This window comes from Bradyrhizobium sp. 41S5, from assembly GCF_011516665.3.
In the GTDB taxonomy this organism is placed as follows: domain Bacteria; phylum Pseudomonadota; class Alphaproteobacteria; order Rhizobiales; family Xanthobacteraceae; genus Bradyrhizobium; species Bradyrhizobium quebecense.
On sequence record NZ_CP083721.1, the window covers coordinates 6,896,659 to 6,914,036 of the forward strand.

Below are 17,378 nucleotides of genomic sequence, written 5' to 3' on the forward strand. Positions count from 1 at the left end.
GCGCGATGAGATCAAACTCAAGCGTCATCGCGCTCTAACTTCTCATTGCGGATCATTCGAAACGAATAGACTCTACTAAGTAGCTCGGCTGCGGAATTCTATCGACCAGATTGGATAGCTCGCTATCCGAAGCCACATCAAACCTTGCCGCATGGCCGCAAGCAGCTTGAAGTTTAAGCGACTCGCTTATCACATCCCAAGCCAAGGTGTTTCCATAGCTTGCGTCAAACGTTAGAGCAGGACGCTTGATGTATCCCAACGTAACGAAGAACAGATAGTCCATCTGACCTGCTCCCCGATTTGCCCTCGTTTATAAGGAGAGTCTGTTCTGGGTTTGGCCCCTGTTGGGGCGGGTTGCAAACTCGGTCGGTGTGAGCCCGTTGAGGCTCGTGTGCGGTCGGTTGGTGTTGTAGTCGATCCTCCACTCTTCGATGATCCGGCGAGCCTCGTTGAGATTGGCAAACAGGTGCTCGTTCAGGCACTCGTCGCGCAGGCGGCCGTTGAAGCTTTCGACAAAGCCGTTCTGCATCGGCTTGCCGGGCGCAATGTAGTGCCACTCGATCCCGAGTTCTTCCTGCCAGGCCAGGATCGCATTTGAAGTGAACTCGGTGCCGTTGTCGCTCACGATCATGCGTGGGCAGCCCCGGCTTTCAATGATGTGGCCAAGCTCACGCACCACACGCAGGGCGGTGAGCGAGGTGTCGACGACCAGACCCAGGCATTCCCGGGTGAAGTCGTCGACCAGGGTCAGGACACGGAAGCGCCGGCCACTGACCAGCGTGTCCATCACGAAGTCGAGCGACCAGCGCAGGTTCTGATCCTGCGGGATCGTCATCGGCGCCCGGGTGCCCAGTGCCCGTTTGCGGCCACCACGCTTGCGCACGCTCAGCCGCTCCTCCTTGTAGAGCCGGTACAGCTTCTTCCGATTGATCCGGACCCCTTGCCGAGCCAATAGCAGCCCCAGGCGACGGTAGCCGAAGCGGCGACGTTGCGACGCCAATTCCTTCAGCCGGGCTCGCAACGGACCATCGTCCGGTCTCGTCGGGGCATAGCGATAGGTCTTCGGTTGCAGGCCAACCAGCCCGCAGGCCCGCCGCTGCGAGTAGCCCTTCTCATCGATCGCCCAGGTCACAGCGCGTCTCCGCAAGCTGGGCGTCAGAAGTTTTTTCCGAGCATCTCCTTCAGTGTCGATGCGTCTAGCATCGACTCCGCCAGCAGCTTCTTGAGCTTGCGGTTCTCCTCTTCCAGGGCCTTCAGCTTGCGGGCGTCGGAGATCTCCATCCCGCCATAGCGCGACCGCCACTTGTAGAAGGTCGCATCGCTGATGCCGTGCTTGCGGCACAGATCGCTCGCCGACATTCCGGCAGCGTGTTCCTTCAAGACCTTGATGATCTGCTCTTCCGTGAACCTGCCTTTACGCATCGTCTGTCTCCTCGGTGGAGAACAGAACCCTAACTCAAAACCGGGGGCGTTTCAGGGGAGCAGGTCACATCTCCCGCGTGTATTCTTGGCGGAGCGTAGGGTATGTCTCGTAAAAGCGATGTAATACCCAACCCAACTCGTACATACGCTCGCGTTTCGCAATCTCCTGCGAAGCCAATGCACTTTCAATAGCGGTGGCATTGGTCACAACCAGGTACCCCTGCTTATTGATAAGAATCCTTTTTGCTTTTTCGCCTTTTCGATTATGTTTTCGATTCTTTGAGAGAACAGAATCCTTGATCTTTTCGTTTGATTGCGTGTATTGCTCGTCGTTAATTAACAGAGCGACAGCAAGCGATTCATTCGAAGAAATTGCGTCGTCGTTTTTGCTGTCTACGTGCAGCCTTATTAGGGGACGATTCTGCAAAGCCTCAAATTGAACGCCGCGACAGGCGGACTTTGCAACAATATCCACCGCGTTGGCGCACATCGATAGCAAGTCAGGATGATTATGAAGCTGCCGGTTGCTGAATGCGAACTCTTCCGAAAATTGCATGTCATCATAACATGTCAGTCTTACCGAAATTAAGTTTGGTAGAAAGATTTGCCATCTGCAGACCAACTCTACGGCCGCAGCCAAGACCTCGGAGATTGACCTTATAGGGAAAGTTCTTTCCAACGATGGGACCAAGCGCCGGAGTTAGCTTGCGTATCAACCGAAGATGAAACAGATTTGAGAAACGAATATCAATTGGGTGGTAGAGAGTGCGATCCGTTGCACTTATGCGGTTGTGGTAAGATCGCGACTCCTCCAACGTAGCTATCGGTGAGTTTGCCAACCGGCCGAACAGTGCTTCGGTTGAGCGATATAGAACGTGCCAGCCGAATCCAATTGTTCCGAGCATAAAACCTCTAGTAGGGGTGCAGGGATCGAACCTGCTTCATCCAAAGCCGCAAGGCTTTGGTCTTACCGAAAGACCCCCATCCCTATGGTACGCACGCCGGATCGACTTGACAATCCGCACACAGATCATCCTAACGGGTAGGTTCGGGGGCGCACATAAGCATTCTAAGATGCGCGAGGAGCTAGTGACCCTCGTCGGCGACTTGATCGAATAGCGACGCTCGTATACCGCGGAATACGTCCCTCGCTGGCCATTCCGCGACGTACACTAGTCCGTGGCTATATGCGGACAAGCAGACAACGGTAGCCCCCTTATCCAACCGATCTATGAGAAATGGCCAGCCGCGCCTCACGAATAGTTGGGCGCATCGGGCTTGCGAAAGATCCGGATCGGATCGCCGGGTGTGATGTCGCGGCCGGTGAAGGTCACATACGCATAGAGCGCAAGATAAGCGACGGCGATTGCGCCGACGAGATAGAACAGCCAAGCTCCCACGCGCTTCATCGAACCGTCACGTCTGCGAAACATCCGCGGCTTTTAGTGCGCTTGCCGGCAAAGCGCCACGGCCAACATGCCGCGCCGGCCCGCCTTACCGTTCCCTTGCCATTCATCCCTTCAGCCCGCCGAGCTTCGGCCCGAGTGCCGACTACGCTCGTCGTCAGCATCCCCTTGGGCAATTCGGCTCAAACCATCCAAGCCGTATGGGCCGGCGTACGCGGCAGTACGGTCATCATTGACAGTCCCGCGATGCTGACCGCGATGAAGGATTAGGGTCTGAACCGGACCAGCAACGGGTGCTAGCGCGCGCCCCGGGCGTGGACGTGACGTGACGGCAGGCTGACCTCGGCCAGCCTGACGGCGTCTTCGTCGCGGTCGATCGCGACATATTCGCCGTGCCAATACGCCAGCGCGGCGGTGCGCTCCGATGCGATCACATCGAGCACGCGACCGATGACGATCGCGTGCGAATGCCGCTCGATGACCTCCTCGACCTCACAGTCAATCGCAGCCAGTGCTCCGACCAGCAACGGCACGCCCGAGGCGCGCGTCGTCCATTCGGCGCCAGTGAACCGGTCGGCGCCCTTCAAGCCGCCCTTGCCGGTGAAGCGCTCGGCGATATCGAGCTGATCCGCGCTCAGGATGTTGACGCCGAACACGCCATGGCGCGCGATCAGCTGATATGACGAGGCGGCGCGGTTGATGCTGACGATCAGCGACGGCGGCTCGACCGACAGCGACGCCACCGAGGTCACCGTCATTCCCGAAATTTCCTTGCCCCGGCCGGCGGTGATGACGCTGACGCCGCCGGTGAGATGGCGCATCGCGCCACGGAATTCATCGGCCGCCACCGCGGGCTCGATCGAAACATTGCGGACGATGGAATTCATGGCGACCTCATAGATCGGATGCATCTTCCCTGCCCTCGAGCAGGTGCTTCAGGATTTCGCCTTCCAGCGCGGCGAGCTCGGCCGAACCGCGCCGGCGCGGCCGCGGCAGGTCGATCGTGACATCCTCGGCGATCCGGCCGTCCTCGATGACCAGCACGCGGTCGGCGAGCGCGACCGCCTCGGCGACATCGTGCGTCACCAGGATTGCGGTAAAACCCTGGTCGCGCCAGACGCGCTCCAGCAATTGCTGCATCGAGATCCGGGTCAGCGCATCGAGCGCGCCGAGCGGCTCGTCGAATGCCAGCACGCGCGGCTGGGAGACCAGCGCCCGCGCCAGGGCCACGCGCTGCTTCTGACCGCCCGACAACACCGAGGGCCACTGCCCGCGCTTGTCGCCGAGGCCGACCTCGACCAGCGCCCGCTCGGCGCGGGCCTGCGCGTCGGCAGATGAGCGCTCGCGCCCAAGCCCCACCTCGACATTGGACAGCACCCGCGCCCAGGGCAGCAGGCGCGGCTCCTGGAACATGACGCGGACGTCCTGCGCCCGGGGTTCTTCACCGAAGGCGATGCCTCCTGCCGTCGGCGCGTCGAGGCCGGCGATCAGGCGCAGCAGCGTGCTCTTGCCGCAGCCGCTGCGGCCGACGATCGCGACGAATTGGCCGGCCGGGATGTGCAGGTCGATGCCGCGCAGCACCTCATTGTCGCCGAACGCCTTGCGCAAGCCGCGGATGGTCAGCGACAGGCCGCGGGCCGCGCCTTCCGCCACGCGCCGCAAATGCCGCGCCTTCACGACGAGGTCGGCGTGCTCGACCGGTTCGGCGTCGACCGGCTGGAAACGAAGCGCTTCTTGCATTCTCATTCTCACTTCTTCTGGAAGGCGGGATGCCACGACAGGGTCAGCCGCTCCAGCGCCCGCGAGGCGCTGTCGGCGAGCTTGCCGAGCAAGGCGTAGATCAGGATCGAGAGCACGACGACGTCGATCAGCATGAATTCGCGCGCCTGCATCGCCATGTAGCCGAGGCCCGACGAGGCCGCGATGGTCTCGGCGACGATCAGCGTCAGCCACATGATGCCGAGCGCGAAGCGCAGCCCGACGAAGATCGAGGGCAGCGCGCCCGGGAAAATCACCCGTCGGAACAGCTCGCCGTCGGTCATGCCGTAGATGCGGCCCATCTCGATCAGCTGCGGATCGACGGTGCGGATGCCGTGCAGCGTGTTGAGATAGATCGGGAAGAACACGCCGAGCGCGACCAGGAACAGCTTGGCCGACTCGTCGATGCCGAACCACAGGATGACGAGCGGGATCAGTGCCAGATGCGGGATATTGCGCACCATCTGCAGCGTGGTGTCGGTGAGCTTTGCCGAGAGCTGCGACAACCCGTTGGCGAGCCCGAACGCGAAGCCGATGCCGCCGCCGATCACAAAGCCGATCGATGCGCGCCAGAAGCTGACCCAGATGTTGCGGATCAGCTCACCTGACAGCAGCAGCTTCCATCCCGCCAGCGCGACGTCGGTCGGCGCCGGCAGCACACGCGAGGGCACGAAGCCGGTGACGCAGGCAAGCTGCCAGACCAGCACGATCGCGAGCGGCACGATCCAGGGGATCAGGCCGTCGACCTTGGGGAGTTTCGGCGCGCTGGAACTGTTTCCGTTCCGATGGGATCGGAACGGAGCTCCAGATTTTTGTTTGGACGCGTTTTCTTCACGCGAACCGGCATCCACTTCGCTTGAAAACGCTTTGCGGCGCGGTAGTGAATCGATCAAGCTCATGATTGCGATGCCTGCTTCTGCGGACGGTAGTCGTTGCCGATGGTCTCACCGAACGGCCCGGTGTTGACGCGGATCGGCGTCACGTTGCCGGGCTGCGCCAGCGACAGCAGCGGGAACACCAGCTCGGCGAACCGATAGGCTTCCTCGAGATGCGGGTAGCCCGACATGATGAAGGTATCGACGCCGACGTCCTGATACTCCTTGATCCGCGCGGCGACGGTCTGGGGATCGCCGACCAGCGCGGTGCCGGCCCCGCCGCGCACCAGGCCAACGCCGGCCCAGAGGTTCGGGCTGATCTCGAGCTTGTCGCGCCGTCCGCCATGCAGCTGCGCCATGCGCTGCTGGCCGACCGAATCCATCCGCGCGAAGATCTTCTGCGCGGCAACAATGGTGTCGTCGGTGACGTACTGGATCAGTTCGTCGGCGGCCTTCCAGGCCTCCGCGTTGGTCTCGCGCACGATCACGTGCAGGCGGATGCCGAACGAGAGCTTGCGGCCGCGTTGGGCGGCAACAGCCGTCACCCTGGCGATCTTCTCGGCGACCTGCGCCGGCGGCTCGCCCCAGGTCAAATATTTGTCGACGGTGTCGACCGCGACGTCGATGCCGGCGTCCGACGAGCCGCCGAAATACAGCGGCGGCCGCGGCGACTGCACCGGATTGAACAGCAGGCGGCCATCCTCGATCCGGATGTGCTTGCCTTCGACATTGACCGTCTTGCCGGCGAGCAGATCGCTGTAGACGTTGAGGAATTCGCGCGTCACCGCGTAGCGTTCGTCGTGGTCGAGAAAGATGCCGTCGCCCTTGTTCTCGATCGGATCGCCGCCGGTGACGACGTTGATCAGCAGACGGCCGTTCGACAGCCGGTCCAAGGTCGCGGTCATGCGGGCGGCAACGCTCGGCGACTGCAGGCCGGGCCTGACCGCCACCAGATAGCGCAGGCGGTCGGTCCAGGGCGCGACGGCCGAGGCCACCACCCAGGAGTCCTCGCAGCTCCGCCCGGTCGGCAGCAGCACGCCGTAATAGCCGAGCTGGTCCGCGGCCTGCGCGATCTGGCGCAGATAGTTGAAGTTCACCTCGCGGCCGCCGATCGACGTGCCGAGATAGCGGCTGTCGCCGTGGGTCGGCAGGAACCAGAGGATGTTGGCGTTGGTTGAGCTGCTCACGTGCCCGGTCTCCATGCGACGTCGGAAATCTTGATTTGTCTGGGGATCAGGCCGAGCGCGAAGAACGTGTCGGCGACCTGTTGCTGATCCGCGATCACGGTGTCGGTGACCGGCTTGATGCCGTAGGCCTGCCGCTTCAGCGCGACCTCCACCACCGGCACCGACAGGCCGATGCTCGGCGCCAGCTGTTCGGCGACGGCGTGAATGTCACCCTTGGCCCAGTCATCGACCTCGCTCAATTGCGCCAGCACGAGCTCGACGATCTTCGGATCGGCCTGCAGGAACTTCTTCGAGGCGAAGTAGAACTGATAGTTGGCGACGATGCCGGTGCCGTCGGCGATGGTGCGCGCGCCGGTCGCGGCCTCCGCCGCGGCCTGGAACGGATCCCAGATCACCCAGGCATCGACCGCGCCGCGCTCGAACGCCGCGCGCGCATCGGCCGGCGCCAGGAACACCGGCTCGATCTCGGAATATTTGACGCCGACTTTCTCCAGCGCCTTCACCAGGAGATAGTGGACGTTGGAGCCCTTGTTCAGCGCGACCTTCTTGCCCCTGAGATCGGCGACCGATTTGATCGGGCTGTCCTTCGGCACCAGGATCGCCTCGCCTTTCGGCGCCGGCGGCTCGTAGGCGACATACTGGATCGGCGCGCCGGCGGCCTGCGCGAAGATCGGCGGCGCCTCGCCGGTGTTGCCGAAATCGATCGCGCCGACATTGAGCGCTTCAAGCAGCGGCGGCCCGGACGGAAACTCGGTCCACACCACCTTGGTGCCGACCGATTTCAACTTCTCCTCGAGCGAGCCCTTGCTTTTCAACAGCACCAGCTTGCCGTATTTCTGATAGCCGATGCGGACGACCTTCTCCTGACCATAGGAGGCGCCGACGCTAGCAGCCACGATGCTGACCGACAGCACCGCGCGGGCCACCCAGCGCCGAAACAAACGCGTCATGGGAATATCCTTTGCATTCAATTGACCAAACGCGCCGATCAGGTCTGGGTGTTGCGCCAGACGATGTCGCGGATCGCGATCTGCTTCGGGATCAGGCCGAGCTTGAAGAAGCGGTCGGCGACGCCCTGCTGGGTCGCGATGATGTCGTCGGTCACGGGGCCGACCGAGAAGCCGGCGCGCTTCGCCGCGATGGTCTGGATATCGAGCGGGACGCCGGTGACGGCGGCCAGCGATTTCGCGACCTCATCGGGATGCGCCTCGGCCCATTTCGCCGTCGATGTCGTAACATCGACGATCTGCTGCAGCAGGGCGCCGTGCCTGTTCGCGAAATCGCGGTTGGCGATGTAGAACGCGTTGGTCTTGGTGATATCGCTGCTCTTGACCAGAATGCGACCGTTCTGCCTGGTCTCGGCGATCGCAAAATACGGATCCCAGATCGCCCAGGCGTCGATGCCGCCATTGGCAAAGGCAGGACCTGCGTCCGGCGGCGTCAGATAGACCGGCGTGATGTCGTCATAGGTCAGCCCGGCCTTCTCCAGCGTCTGGATCACGACGTTGTGGGCGCTGGATCCCATGGTGAAGCCGACGCGCTTGCCCTTGAGATCGGCGATGGCTGCGATTGCCGAATTCTGCGGCACCAGGATGCCCGACCCGTTGATGATGGGCTGCGCGGCGGCATAGACGATGGCCGCGCCCGCGGCCTGGGCGAAGATCGGCGGGGAGTCGCCGACGGCACCGTAATCGACGCTGCCGACATTCATCGCCTCCATCATCGGCGGCCCCGAGGAGAACTCGACCCATTTCACGCTGACGCCCTGCGGCTTGAAATGATTTTCCAAGGCCTCACGCTGGCGCGTGATAACGAGCACGCCGTTCTTCTGGTAGCCGATACGAATTTCTTTCGCGTCCGCCTGGGCCTGCGCGCGCCGTGACAGCGCAGCAGCAGCGGCTGTGGCGAGCGACAGCTGGAGGAACTCACGACGCTTCATTCCAAGACTCTCCTGACGATCAAGCGCGTTTCTCAACACGCGATCATGCGATGTCAGGATGATGGGGCGCGCGAATGAAGCTGTCGAGCACCGCACAAAAATAGCGATGCCCGCACTTCGGTGCAGGCATCGCACGTGCCGTTTCGTTCAAGGCGCGGGTCGCGCTTAGCGAATTATTTTCTTCACGCGATCGCGAGGTCGCTGCACGGGAGCGTTTTCGAGCGAAGCGGATGCCGGTTCGCGCGATCAGCCCGCGGCTGCGGTCTTCGGGCCGACATTGACCGCGAGTTTACCATAGCGGTCCGAGAACGCCTGGGTGTCGATCTCCTCGAGCTGAATCGAGCCGTCAAGCACGCCCTTCTTCCAGGCATCGTGCTCGGGATCGTGCTGGAACTCGGGCATTACCTGTTTCCCGAAGAGCTCGAGCGACTCGCAGATGTGCTCATGGGTGTTCTTGCCGGCCTGGTTGAGCAGGATCACCTGGTCGATATGCGACGCGCGGAAGCGCCGCAGCTTCTTAGCGATCGTTTCCGGCGATCCGATCAGGCCGCCGCGCAGCGCGGCCTCCTGCGCCTCCGGGTTCTCGCGCTTCCACTTGTTGTACTCGTCCCACATGTTGACCGTACCGGGTGCCGGCCGCTGCCGGTTCTGCGCCTGGCCGTAATGGCGCAGCGCGAACTGGAAGAAGGTCGCGCCGTCGGCGCGCCTCCGCGCCTCCTCATCCGTCTCGGCGCACATGAAGAACGAGACCAGCGCCATGTTGGGATTGATCTCGTAGTCGGCGAGCTTCTTCAACCGCTTGGTGATCGCGTTGTAATAGGCGTGCACCCAGGCATGCGCTGCCTCGGCGCTGACGAACTGAAAGCCGAGCGCGCCGAATCCGTTCTGCCCGGCGCGTTCGATCGTCGGCAGCTGCGAGCAGGCCATCCAGAGCGGCGGATGCGGCTTCTGCACTGGCTTCGGTACGACATTGCGCAGCGGGATATCGAAATACTTGCCGTGATGTTCGGTGCCGACCTTGGTGAACATCGGGAAGATCGCTTGCACGGCCTCCTCGAACACCTCGCGCTTGGTCTCCATGTCGCGGCCGAACGGCGTCAGCTCGGTGATCGAGGCGCTCTCGCCCATGCCGAACTCGCAGCGGCCGTTGGACAGCAGATCGAGCACCGCGACCCGCTCGGCGACGCGCGCGGGATGATTGGTGGTGAGCTGGAAGATGCCGTGACCGAGCCGGATATTCCTGGTGCGCTGGCTCGCGGCGGCGAGGAAGGATTCCGGTGCCGGCGAGTGCGAATATTCCTCGAGGAAATGATGCTCGACGACCCAGGCGTAGTCGTAGGCGAGCCGGTCGGCGGTCTCCAATTGGGTCAGCGCGTTTTGGTAGAGCCGGAGCTCGTCGCCGTCGTTCCACGGGCGCGGCAGTTGCAGCTCGTAAAAGATGCCGAATTTCATGGCGTCACTCCCAAGGTCGTCCCGACCACTTGTGGTGGTCCCGACCGCTTGTTGTTTTCGATCAGTCTAGTGCCGCCCCGGGTCAAGTCTAGCCTCGAGCGCGAAACCGCAATTCCGCGCGGCGGGAGACTGCTTGCTTGGGACGCATGAATGTTTAGCTTGTGCGGGTGCGAGTCGCGGCGCTATCGGTCGCGCGCTCATTCTTCCGAAAGCCACATGACCACCTTTACGCCGCACCAGGACTCCGCGCTGAAAGCCGTTGCCGACTGGCTGAAATCCAAGCCGGGCAAGAACGGGACCCCGCCGGTGTTCCGCCTGTTCGGCTATGCCGGAACCGGAAAGACCACACTTGCCCAGCACATCGCCGAAGGCGTCGAGGGCGAGGTGAAATTCGCGGCCTTCACTGGCAAGGCGGCGCTGGTCATGCGCAACAAGGGCTGCGACAGCGCCTCCACGATTCACTCGCTGATCTACCGCGCCCGCGAATCGGGCGTCGAGCAACCGAGTTTCGAGCTGTGGGATGACGCGCCGGCCTCAAAGGCCAAGCTGATCGTGATCGACGAATGCTCGATGGTCGATGCCGAGCTCGGCCGCGATTTGATGTCGTTCGACTGCCCGTTGCTGGTGCTCGGCGACCCCGCGCAATTGCCGCCGATCCAGGGCGGCGGGTTCTTCACCGACGCCGAACCGGACGCGATGCTGACCGAGGTGCACCGCCAGGCGCAGGACGATCCGATCGTACGGATGTCGATGGATATCCGTGAGGGCCGCGAGCTCGAGATCGGCCGCCATGGCGAGAGCGAGGTGGTGTCGCGCAAGGAGCTCGATCCGGACCGCGTGATGCGCGCCGACCAGGTGCTGGTCGGCCGCAACAACACGCGCCGCGCCTACAACATGCGGATGCGGCAGCGGCTAAACATCGAAGATCCTCTCCCCGTCGCCGGCGACAAGCTGGTCTGCCTGCGCAACAACCGCAAGAAGGCGCTGTTCAACGGCGGGCTGTGGCGGGTCAAGGCGCGCGCGCAGTCGAAGTCCAAGATCATCACCATGCGCGTGATGCCGGACGAGGATTTCGGCCACAAGGTCACCAAGGTGTCGGTGCGCGGCGAATGCTTCGACGGCGGCATCGAGGGCATTCCGTGGGAGCAGCGCAAGCCCTATGACGAGTTCGACTACGGATACATACTGACCGTCCATAAGTCGCAGGGTTCGCAATGGGACGACGTCGTGCTGTTCGACGAGAGCTTTGCGTTCCAGGACTCGCGCGCGAGGTGGCTGTATACGGGCATCACGCGCGCCGCGAAGCGGCTCAGCGTGGTGGTGTGAACGTCCCGCGCGCTCCATAGGACCCGTCATCCTGAGGTGCGAGCCTTGCGGCGCAATTGCGCCGCTGGGCGAGCCTCGAAGGATGAACGGCCCGGCTGCTGGCCGTTCATCCTTCGAGACGCCGCTCCGCGGCTCCTCAGGATGACGGGTGTAGGGCACCTACCTCCTTGAACGGCCGGCATTTCCCTCACGAAACCGTGTGACCGGCGCCGTAACAAAACGCCCCTTCGCCCGTATTTTGAAGCGTCGGAGCAGCCCGGCCCGATTTGCCAATGCCGGCTCCCGCTCTAGACTGGCCCCCAATTGCGATCCCACGAGGAACCCATGCCCAAAAGCTCCCTCAGCCGCCTCTCGCTTTACGCCGCCGCGATCGGCGCGCTGGCCGTCACAGCTTTTGCCGTTGCGCCCTCGCTTGCCGGCGAGGACGCCGTGGTTATCCCGCCGCCCGCCGCGAGCGCGCCGGAAACCGGTATCAAGACCGCGGTGCTCGCCGGCGGCTGCTTCTGGGGTGTGCAGGGTGTGTTCCAGCACACCGCCGGCATCGTCAGCGCGGTGTCCGGCTACTCCGGCGGCAGCAAGGCGAATGCCGACTACGAAAAGGTCTCGACCGGCAGCACCGGCCACGCCGAGTCCGTCGAAATCAAGTACGACCCGCAGAAGATCTCCTACGGCAAGATCCTGCAGATCTTCTTCTCCGTCGTGCATGACCCGACCCAGCTGAACCGCCAGGGCCCCGACTCCGGCACGCAGTATCGCTCGGCGATCTTCACCACCAGCGACGAGCAGAAGAAGGTGGCGGACGCCTACATCGCCCAGCTCAACGCCGCCAAGGTATACAAGAAGCCGATCGTCACCAAGGTCGGCGCGCTGGAGGCGTTCTATCCGGCGGAGGGCTACCACCAGGACTATCTGACGCTGCACCCGAGCCAACCCTATATTGCGTATAACGACATCCCGAAGGTCGAGAACCTGAAGAAGATCTTCGCGGAGAATTACATCGAGAAGCCGACGCTGGTGAGCAGCACCAAGGTCACCAACTGAGGCGACGCTTCCCGTCATTGCGAGCGAAGCGAAGCAATCCATGTCGCGGCAAGCGGAAAGATGGATTGCTTCGTCGCTTCGCTCCTCGCAATGACGATCAAACCAAGGAGGTTGAATGTCCGATACCAAAACCGACGGCAAGGTCCGCAAGAGCGAGGCCGAGTGGCGCAAGGAATTGACGCCGATGCAGTACGCCGTGCTGCGGGAAAAGGCGACCGAGCGGCCGTTCACCGGCGAATATGAGCATGATCCCCGCAAGGGCACCTATGTCTGCGCCGGCTGCGGGCAGCCGCTGTTCGAGTCCGACCAGAAGTTCGATTCCGGCTGCGGCTGGCCGAGCTTCTCCAAGCCCGCGGCCGAGAGCCATGTCGACGAGGAGCGCGATGTGAGCCACGGCATGATCCGCACCGAGGTGCTGTGCTCGAAATGCGACGGCCATCTCGGCCATGTCTTCAACGACGGCCCTGGCCCGACCGGCCTGCGCTACTGCATCAACTCGGCGGCCCTGAAGCTCGACGAGAAGAAGTAACAGCGGCCAACTCCGCTCGTCATGCACGGGCTCGACCCGCGCGTCCATCAAGCAATGAGTCTTTCGCCATTGCCGGGTCGTGCCCGGCAATGACGACGGTGGATCTGGCAAGTATCCTGGCCCCACTTCGAACAATTTCTCCGCCCCGCGCGACCAAGAACCGGTCGCGCGGGGTTTTGTTTTGGCGCGGCCGTCCGTCTGCGCGCGTAAACACAAGGAAATTTCGATGTCGCCAATTCCAGCAAAGCTTTTGTTTGGTCTCGGTCTTGCCAGTCTCATCATCGGCAGCGCCGCGAGCCTGCCGGCGTTCGCCGCCGACAAGATCTCGCTGTTCAAGGTCATCACCTCCAAGGACGAAATCGTCATCGGCCTGACGGATGCCGATCTCGCGCAGGTCGAGGGCCAGAATGCCGGCGGCATCGCCAAGATGCTGGTCGCCAAGGGCTCGATGAGCGTCTGGCAATACGCGGTGCACAAATCCGCTTCCGGCGATCTCGAACAAGCGCCGCTGCACAAGGTCGGCCTGATCGCCAGCGACTCACTGCGCGTCGAGCCCTACCCGACGCCCCTGAAGGTGCTGCCGATCGACGAGAGCAGGAAATGACGGCAACGCGCCCGACAACATCCTCGTGATCGGTCGGCGGCCTTAACGACTCGCGCCCCGGAATGTGCTTTGCTCCGAATTCGCGGGGCCGTCGGCGTCTCGCCGAGCGGCTGCCGCCTCTTCTGAGGAGGGCGCCATGTCGCTCGGACTGATCCTCATCATCCTCCTGCTGGTTATCCTGCTGGGCGGCTATAGCGGCCGCATCCGCGGCTATGGCTATGGTCTCGGCCACTCCGGAATGGGCCTTTTCGGGGTGATTTTGATCGTGGTCGCGATCCTGACCTGGCTCGACAAGATTTAATGGCTATAAGCCATTGAAATCAATTGATTTATTTTGATTGACCGCGTGCCATGCGCGGATTCGGCATGTGCCCTGCCGGGGGCGCTTCTGGGGTCGCATTTTTGTCAAAGAGGCCTATATTAGGGATCGAAATGACATGTACGGCGCGCCGCCGATTATAGGCCGCCGTCCCCCAAAATCCCTTTCGCCGCTCTATGCCAAGAACACAAGAGGTCGTCGACCATGCGTCCCCTGCGTCCGTTCAACTATAATACGTCCGCCGAACTGTTCCCTGCCGCGATCCGCAAGAAGAAGCGGGCCGGCTTCGCCTACCGCCGTTTCGGCACTGCCGCCGAGGCCGTGCAGTTCGCGATGGAGCAGCTGCCGGCGGATTCGCTGAACGGCGCCTATCTCCAGGTCGAGGAAGCCCGTTTCGACCAGAACGGCATCCGTTCGCTGTATGAGAGCGAAGGCTTCCCGCTGCCGCGCCGTCCGCGCACTGAGCCGGCCCAGACCGACGCCGACGCCGCGTAGACTTTCTACTCACCGCTCAACGAAAAGCCCTCGGACCGATCCGGGGGCTTTTGTTTTGAGGTTATAGTCTGGGCTGCTTGTCGAGCCAGCGCCGCAGCATCCGCACATTGCGCATGTTGGCGCGGAACATGACGTCGAAGGCATCGCCCGCCACCGGCACCATGCCGACCACGCCGTCGACCGCGACATTGGCCAGCATCCGCGCGGTGATGTGCCAGGGCGCGCCCAGCAAGCGGGCCTCGCGCACCAGCCACAGCGAGATCGCGGTGGTGATGAGATCGCCGATCACCGGGATCAGGCCGATCAACCCGTCGATGCCGTAGCGGACATTGGTGCCCGGCACGACGAAGGCGACGTCGAGCAGCTTTGCGATCATCTCCAGCCGCGCCAGCCGCTCCTCGCGCGTCAGATTGCCGAACGGGTTGGCGGTGGAGTTGCGGAAGTCGAAGCGGAAGCCTTCCTGAAAGCCTTGGAACTGCGGATGCAGCGGACCATCGCCGAGCTCGCGCCCGTCCTGATCGATGACCTTGCCGCGCGCCTGCGCCCCGCCGAACGGCGGCCGCGATCGCGTGGCGTGGGGGGAGAAAATGTCGTCCTCGGGCATGGCCATCAAATGGTAACGCAGGCAGGTGGTTCAAGTTGCGTCACATTACCACTGTGTCACGTTCAAGGCCGTTCAAGCCGCGTCACGTGCCGCGCGCCGCCGACGGCGTCAAGCCGAAGCGACGGCGGACGGGAATGTCCGCCGTTTTGCCTGCAACGATCAGCGAGAGGTTTTCGCGCGAAGCGTGAATTGGCGAGATGCTCTGTTCGCCTCGCCTAATAGACGCCCTTGTTCATCGTTCTGAGCCGCTGGGCCAGCGTCCTCATCACCTTCAGGGCAAAATGCGGTGTCTGGCCGACGAGGAAGAGGAACTGCTTTTCCGAGACCGGGACGAGCTCGACATCCGTGAGCGCCGTGGCGGTGGCACTCCTTGGCTCGTTGTCGATCAACGCCATTTCGCCAAAGATCGTGTCAGGCGCCAGCTCAGCCATGGTCTTGTTACCGACCTGAATGCGCACATAGCCGCTCTTGATCACGAACAGTTCGTTGGCTTGCTCGCCTTCGCGAAAGATAAGGCCGCCGGCGCGGACCAGGCGCGTTTCGATGTCGTTGCCCGTCAGAAGGCTGAAGCTTGCATCTGCCACTCGAAATTCCTTTCCCCGAATCCGGATGCAGATCTCCTACATCCGGTTGCCTTGCTGCTCCGGCTAAAACAAATGCGCGAAAACAAAGTAGAGCAGGCCCGAGATCAGCATCGCCACCGGCAAGGTCAGAACCCAGGCCATGGCGATGTTGCGGACTGTCGACCATTGCAGGCCGGATCCGTTTGCGGTCATGGTGCCGGCGATGCCGGACGACAACACATGCGTCGTCGACACCGGCAAGCCGTATCCGTCGGCGGCCGCGATGGTCGCAGCCGCCGTGATCTCGGCGCAGGCACCCTGCGCATAGGTCAGATGGGTCTTTCCGATCTTTTCACCCACCGTCACGACAATCCGCTTCCAGCCGACCATCGTGCCGAGACCGAGCGCAATGGCGACCGCAATCTTCACCCAGGACGGGATGAATTTGGTCGCGGCATCCAGCGAGCCCTTGTAGCGATTGAGCGTCGCGACATCGGCATCGTTCAGCCCATTGTCGCCGCTCTTCATGAGCAAGCGCAACGCCTCCGACACCAGGTACATGTCGTTGCGCGTGTTGCCGACGGCCTCGGCCGGGAATTTCGCCAGCGAACCGTACTGAACGACCTGGTCGCGGATTTCGCCGACGAGAACGGCAAGTGACGGATAGGTATCGTCGGTGAGTTGCCGAAGGGCGATGTAGTTCGTCACCGCCGGACGCGGATTGCCCGTCACCTTGCGATCAGCTCCCCTATCCTCGATCACCTTGCTCGCCGCCGCCGAATTCGCGGTGAATGCCGCGATCTGGCTCGCAGGCATCGCGCGGTTGAGCGCGTAAGCGGTTGGGACCACTCCGATCAGGATGAGCATGATCAGACCCATGCCCTTTTGACCGTCGTTCGATCCGTGGAAGAAGCTGACCAGGGTGCAGGTCAGGATCAGGATGCCGCGGATCCACCATGGCGGCGGCTGATCGCCTCTCGGCTCGCCGAACAGCGCCGGCGTTGCGCGCAACAGCGCGGTTTTCAGCCCGTAGAGCAGGATGGCAGCGAGCGCAAATCCGAACAGCGGCGACAACAGCAGCGCCTTGCCGATGCTGACGGCCTGCGACCAATCCACGCCGGAGGTTCCCTCCCGTCCGTGCATCAGGGCATTCGCGATACCGACGCCCATGATCGATCCGATCAGGGTGTGCGAACTCGAGGCAGGCAATCCGAAGTACCAGGTACCCACGTTCCAGATGATGGCGGCGATCAGCAGCGCAAACACCATCGCGAAACCGGCGCTGCTGCCGACCTGAAGGATCAACTCGACCGGCAACAGCGAGACGATGCCGAAAGCAACGGCACCGCTGGAGAGCAGCACACCGATCAGATTGAAGAGCCCCGACCAGACAACGGCAATGTGGGCTGGCATCGAACGGGTGTAGATCACGGTGGCGACGGCGTTCGCCGTGTCGTGAAAGCCGTTGACGAATTCGAAGCCGAGCGAGATCAACAGCGCCACGAACAGCAGCAGGAACGCGAGATAGGATGTCTTGCCGACGCCCGTCGCGCCAACATCCGCGTAGATGCTGTAGGCCACGAACAGCAGCGCGGCGCCGATCACGCCGAGATAGATGATGCCGGTGAGAGGATGAAAGCCCTTCTCGAGATTGGGCCCGCCGCTGCGCGCAGGCTCGATCGAACCAGGTAACGCCACATCGCTCATGCATCGCCCTCACGGCCGCGGGAGGACAAAAACGGCCATGTGACATTGGGACTACGTTTACATGACGCCCATGTGACAGTTCCATGAAAGGCAATGCGGCCGGCGCCTAATCAATTGACAAGATTTGCTATAATTACGCGAGCCGCAGCTC

21 protein-coding genes are annotated in these 17,378 nt (G+C 62.6%); 7 read left to right on the forward strand and 14 right to left on the reverse strand.

Going from position 1 to position 17,378, the window contains the following annotated elements; translation table 11 throughout:
- Nucleotides 1-52: 52 nt before the first annotated feature.
- The 4 genes from HAP47_RS33170 to HAP47_RS33185 all read right to left on the reverse strand — a co-directional run bounded on the left by HAP47_RS33170 (nucleotide 53) and on the right by HAP47_RS33185 (nucleotide 2,831).
- Nucleotides 53-283: a hypothetical protein gene (locus HAP47_RS33170; protein ID WP_173640966.1), complete on the reverse strand. Its 231-nt coding sequence runs from the start codon at nucleotides 281-283 to the stop codon at nucleotides 53-55.
- Nucleotides 284-310: 27 nt separating this feature from the next.
- Nucleotides 311-1,422, reverse strand: a protein-coding gene (locus HAP47_RS33175) for an IS3 family transposase (protein ID WP_173640965.1) whose coding sequence is annotated in 2 segments (ribosomal slippage) — nucleotides 311-1,167 and nucleotides 1,167-1,422 — 1,113 coding nt in all. Because the reading frame shifts where the segments join, the coding sequence is not laid out codon by codon here.
- A 64-nt stretch (nucleotides 1,423-1,486) separates the two neighbouring features.
- On the reverse strand, nucleotides 1,487-1,978 hold the full coding sequence (locus tag HAP47_RS33180) for a hypothetical protein (RefSeq protein WP_173640964.1): 492 nt from the start codon (nucleotides 1,976-1,978) through the stop codon (nucleotides 1,487-1,489).
- Between the two features lie 697 nt (nucleotides 1,979-2,675).
- Nucleotides 2,676-2,831: a hypothetical protein gene (locus tag HAP47_RS33185; RefSeq protein ID WP_171947754.1), complete on the reverse strand. Its 156-nt coding sequence runs from the start codon at nucleotides 2,829-2,831 to the stop codon at nucleotides 2,676-2,678.
- A gap of 135 nt (nucleotides 2,832-2,966) precedes the next feature.
- Between HAP47_RS33185 and HAP47_RS41685 the strand changes: the two genes are divergently transcribed.
- Nucleotides 2,967-3,098, forward strand: coding sequence for a hypothetical protein (locus HAP47_RS41685; RefSeq protein ID WP_371821696.1), 132 nt, complete (start codon nucleotides 2,967-2,969; stop codon nucleotides 3,096-3,098).
- A gap of 26 nt (nucleotides 3,099-3,124) precedes the next feature.
- On the opposite strand, the gene HAP47_RS33190 is transcribed toward HAP47_RS41685, so the two are convergent.
- The 7 genes from HAP47_RS33190 to HAP47_RS33220 all read right to left on the reverse strand — a co-directional run bounded on the left by HAP47_RS33190 (nucleotide 3,125) and on the right by HAP47_RS33220 (nucleotide 10,039).
- Complete coding sequence (locus HAP47_RS33190) at nucleotides 3,125-3,715, reverse strand: flavin reductase family protein (RefSeq protein ID WP_173640963.1); 591 nt, start codon at nucleotides 3,713-3,715, stop codon at nucleotides 3,125-3,127.
- 7 nt (nucleotides 3,716-3,722) lie between these two features.
- Nucleotides 3,723-4,568 (reverse strand): ATP-binding cassette domain-containing protein, encoded by an 846-nt coding sequence (locus HAP47_RS33195; RefSeq protein ID WP_173642998.1) that lies wholly within the window; start codon nucleotides 4,566-4,568, stop codon nucleotides 3,723-3,725.
- Between the two features lie 8 nt (nucleotides 4,569-4,576).
- Nucleotides 4,577-5,323: an ABC transporter permease subunit gene (locus HAP47_RS33200; protein WP_173642997.1), complete on the reverse strand. Its 747-nt coding sequence runs from the start codon at nucleotides 5,321-5,323 to the stop codon at nucleotides 4,577-4,579.
- Nucleotides 5,324-5,481: 158 nt separating this feature from the next.
- Nucleotides 5,482-6,663 carry an FMNH2-dependent alkanesulfonate monooxygenase gene (ssuD, locus tag HAP47_RS33205; RefSeq protein WP_173640962.1) on the reverse strand — a complete coding sequence of 394 codons (1,182 nt, stop codon included), beginning with the start codon at nucleotides 6,661-6,663 and terminating at the stop codon, nucleotides 5,482-5,484.
- Nucleotides 6,645-7,598 carry a sulfonate ABC transporter substrate-binding protein gene (locus HAP47_RS33210; RefSeq protein ID WP_173640961.1) on the reverse strand — a complete coding sequence of 318 codons (954 nt, stop codon included), beginning with the start codon at nucleotides 7,596-7,598 and terminating at the stop codon, nucleotides 6,645-6,647. The genes ssuD and HAP47_RS33210 overlap by 19 nt, the downstream gene beginning before the upstream one ends.
- A 38-nt stretch (nucleotides 7,599-7,636) precedes the next feature.
- On the reverse strand, nucleotides 7,637-8,587 hold the full coding sequence (locus HAP47_RS33215) for a sulfonate ABC transporter substrate-binding protein (protein ID WP_173640960.1): 951 nt from the start codon (nucleotides 8,585-8,587) through the stop codon (nucleotides 7,637-7,639).
- 246 nt (nucleotides 8,588-8,833) lie between these two features.
- Entirely contained in the window at nucleotides 8,834-10,039 is a 1,206-nt protein-coding gene (locus HAP47_RS33220) for an LLM class flavin-dependent oxidoreductase (protein WP_173640959.1), read from the reverse strand.
- A 216-nt stretch (nucleotides 10,040-10,255) separates the two neighbouring features.
- On the opposite strand from HAP47_RS33220, the gene HAP47_RS33225 reads away from it, so the two are divergent.
- From HAP47_RS33225 to HAP47_RS33250, 6 genes are all read left to right on the forward strand, one after another.
- Nucleotides 10,256-11,365, forward strand: coding sequence for an ATP-dependent DNA helicase (locus HAP47_RS33225; protein WP_173640958.1), 1,110 nt, complete (start codon nucleotides 10,256-10,258; stop codon nucleotides 11,363-11,365).
- 324 nt (nucleotides 11,366-11,689) lie between these two features.
- Nucleotides 11,690-12,406: a peptide-methionine (S)-S-oxide reductase MsrA gene (gene msrA, locus HAP47_RS33230; RefSeq protein ID WP_173640957.1), complete on the forward strand. Its 717-nt coding sequence runs from the start codon at nucleotides 11,690-11,692 to the stop codon at nucleotides 12,404-12,406.
- Nucleotides 12,407-12,521: 115 nt separating this feature from the next.
- Nucleotides 12,522-12,935 carry a peptide-methionine (R)-S-oxide reductase MsrB gene (gene msrB, locus HAP47_RS33235; RefSeq protein WP_173640956.1) on the forward strand — a complete coding sequence of 138 codons (414 nt, stop codon included), beginning with the start codon at nucleotides 12,522-12,524 and terminating at the stop codon, nucleotides 12,933-12,935.
- Between the two features lie 226 nt (nucleotides 12,936-13,161).
- Complete coding sequence (locus tag HAP47_RS33240; protein ID WP_173640955.1) at nucleotides 13,162-13,539, forward strand: hypothetical protein; 378 nt, start codon at nucleotides 13,162-13,164, stop codon at nucleotides 13,537-13,539.
- 136 nt (nucleotides 13,540-13,675) lie between these two features.
- A complete protein-coding gene (locus tag HAP47_RS33245; RefSeq protein ID WP_173640954.1) occupies nucleotides 13,676-13,840 on the forward strand; it encodes a DUF3309 family protein in 165 nt (54 codons plus the stop codon).
- Nucleotides 13,841-14,062: 222 nt separating this feature from the next.
- Nucleotides 14,063-14,353 carry a hypothetical protein gene (locus HAP47_RS33250; RefSeq protein WP_173640953.1) on the forward strand — a complete coding sequence of 97 codons (291 nt, stop codon included), beginning with the start codon at nucleotides 14,063-14,065 and terminating at the stop codon, nucleotides 14,351-14,353.
- A gap of 61 nt (nucleotides 14,354-14,414) precedes the next feature.
- On the opposite strand, the gene HAP47_RS33255 is transcribed toward HAP47_RS33250, so the two are convergent.
- From HAP47_RS33255 to HAP47_RS33265, 3 genes are all read right to left on the reverse strand, one after another.
- A complete protein-coding gene (locus HAP47_RS33255) occupies nucleotides 14,415-14,963 on the reverse strand; it encodes a DUF4112 domain-containing protein (protein WP_173640952.1) in 549 nt (182 codons plus the stop codon).
- Nucleotides 14,964-15,172: 209 nt separating this feature from the next.
- Nucleotides 15,173-15,541, reverse strand: coding sequence for a Crp/Fnr family transcriptional regulator (locus tag HAP47_RS33260; RefSeq protein ID WP_173640951.1), 369 nt, complete (start codon nucleotides 15,539-15,541; stop codon nucleotides 15,173-15,175).
- A gap of 63 nt (nucleotides 15,542-15,604) precedes the next feature.
- The gene (locus tag HAP47_RS33265; protein ID WP_173640950.1) at nucleotides 15,605-17,227 is read right to left on the reverse strand and encodes an inorganic phosphate transporter; all 1,623 of its coding nucleotides are present in this window, start codon (nucleotides 17,225-17,227) and stop codon (nucleotides 15,605-15,607) included.
- Nucleotides 17,228-17,378 lie beyond the last annotated feature (151 nt).

What these genes read in the sequence shown, in the direction of transcription:
- HAP47_RS33170 (WP_173640966.1), bottom strand. Translation starts at nt 283, where the DNA reads ATGGACTATCTGTTCTTCGTTACGTTGGGATACATCAAGCGTCCTGCT.
- HAP47_RS33180 (WP_173640964.1), bottom strand. Translation starts at nt 1,978, where the DNA reads ATGCAATTTTCGGAAGAGTTCGCATTCAGCAACCGGCAGCTTCATAAT.
- HAP47_RS33185 (WP_171947754.1), bottom strand. Translation starts at nt 2,831, where the DNA reads ATGAAGCGCGTGGGAGCTTGGCTGTTCTATCTCGTCGGCGCAATCGCC.
- HAP47_RS33190 (WP_173640963.1), bottom strand. Translation starts at nt 3,715, where the DNA reads ATGAATTCCATCGTCCGCAATGTTTCGATCGAGCCCGCGGTGGCGGCC.
- HAP47_RS33195 (WP_173642998.1), bottom strand. Translation starts at nt 4,568, where the DNA reads ATGCAAGAAGCGCTTCGTTTCCAGCCGGTCGACGCCGAACCGGTCGAG.
- ssuD (WP_173640962.1), bottom strand. Translation starts at nt 6,663, where the DNA reads ATGGAGACCGGGCACGTGAGCAGCTCAACCAACGCCAACATCCTCTGG.
- HAP47_RS33210 (WP_173640961.1), bottom strand. Translation starts at nt 7,598, where the DNA reads ATGACGCGTTTGTTTCGGCGCTGGGTGGCCCGCGCGGTGCTGTCGGTC.
- HAP47_RS33215 (WP_173640960.1), bottom strand. Translation starts at nt 8,587, where the DNA reads ATGAAGCGTCGTGAGTTCCTCCAGCTGTCGCTCGCCACAGCCGCTGCT.
- HAP47_RS33220 (WP_173640959.1), bottom strand. Translation starts at nt 10,039, where the DNA reads ATGAAATTCGGCATCTTTTACGAGCTGCAACTGCCGCGCCCGTGGAAC.
- HAP47_RS33225 (WP_173640958.1), top strand. Translation starts at nt 10,256, where the DNA reads ATGACCACCTTTACGCCGCACCAGGACTCCGCGCTGAAAGCCGTTGCC.
- msrA (WP_173640957.1), top strand. Translation starts at nt 11,690, where the DNA reads ATGCCCAAAAGCTCCCTCAGCCGCCTCTCGCTTTACGCCGCCGCGATC.
- msrB (WP_173640956.1), top strand. Translation starts at nt 12,522, where the DNA reads ATGTCCGATACCAAAACCGACGGCAAGGTCCGCAAGAGCGAGGCCGAG.
- HAP47_RS33240 (WP_173640955.1), top strand. Translation starts at nt 13,162, where the DNA reads ATGTCGCCAATTCCAGCAAAGCTTTTGTTTGGTCTCGGTCTTGCCAGT.
- HAP47_RS33245 (WP_173640954.1), top strand. Translation starts at nt 13,676, where the DNA reads ATGTCGCTCGGACTGATCCTCATCATCCTCCTGCTGGTTATCCTGCTG.
- HAP47_RS33250 (WP_173640953.1), top strand. Translation starts at nt 14,063, where the DNA reads ATGCGTCCCCTGCGTCCGTTCAACTATAATACGTCCGCCGAACTGTTC.
- HAP47_RS33255 (WP_173640952.1), bottom strand. Translation starts at nt 14,963, where the DNA reads ATGGCCATGCCCGAGGACGACATTTTCTCCCCCCACGCCACGCGATCG.
- HAP47_RS33265 (WP_173640950.1), bottom strand. Translation starts at nt 17,227, where the DNA reads ATGAGCGATGTGGCGTTACCTGGTTCGATCGAGCCTGCGCGCAGCGGC.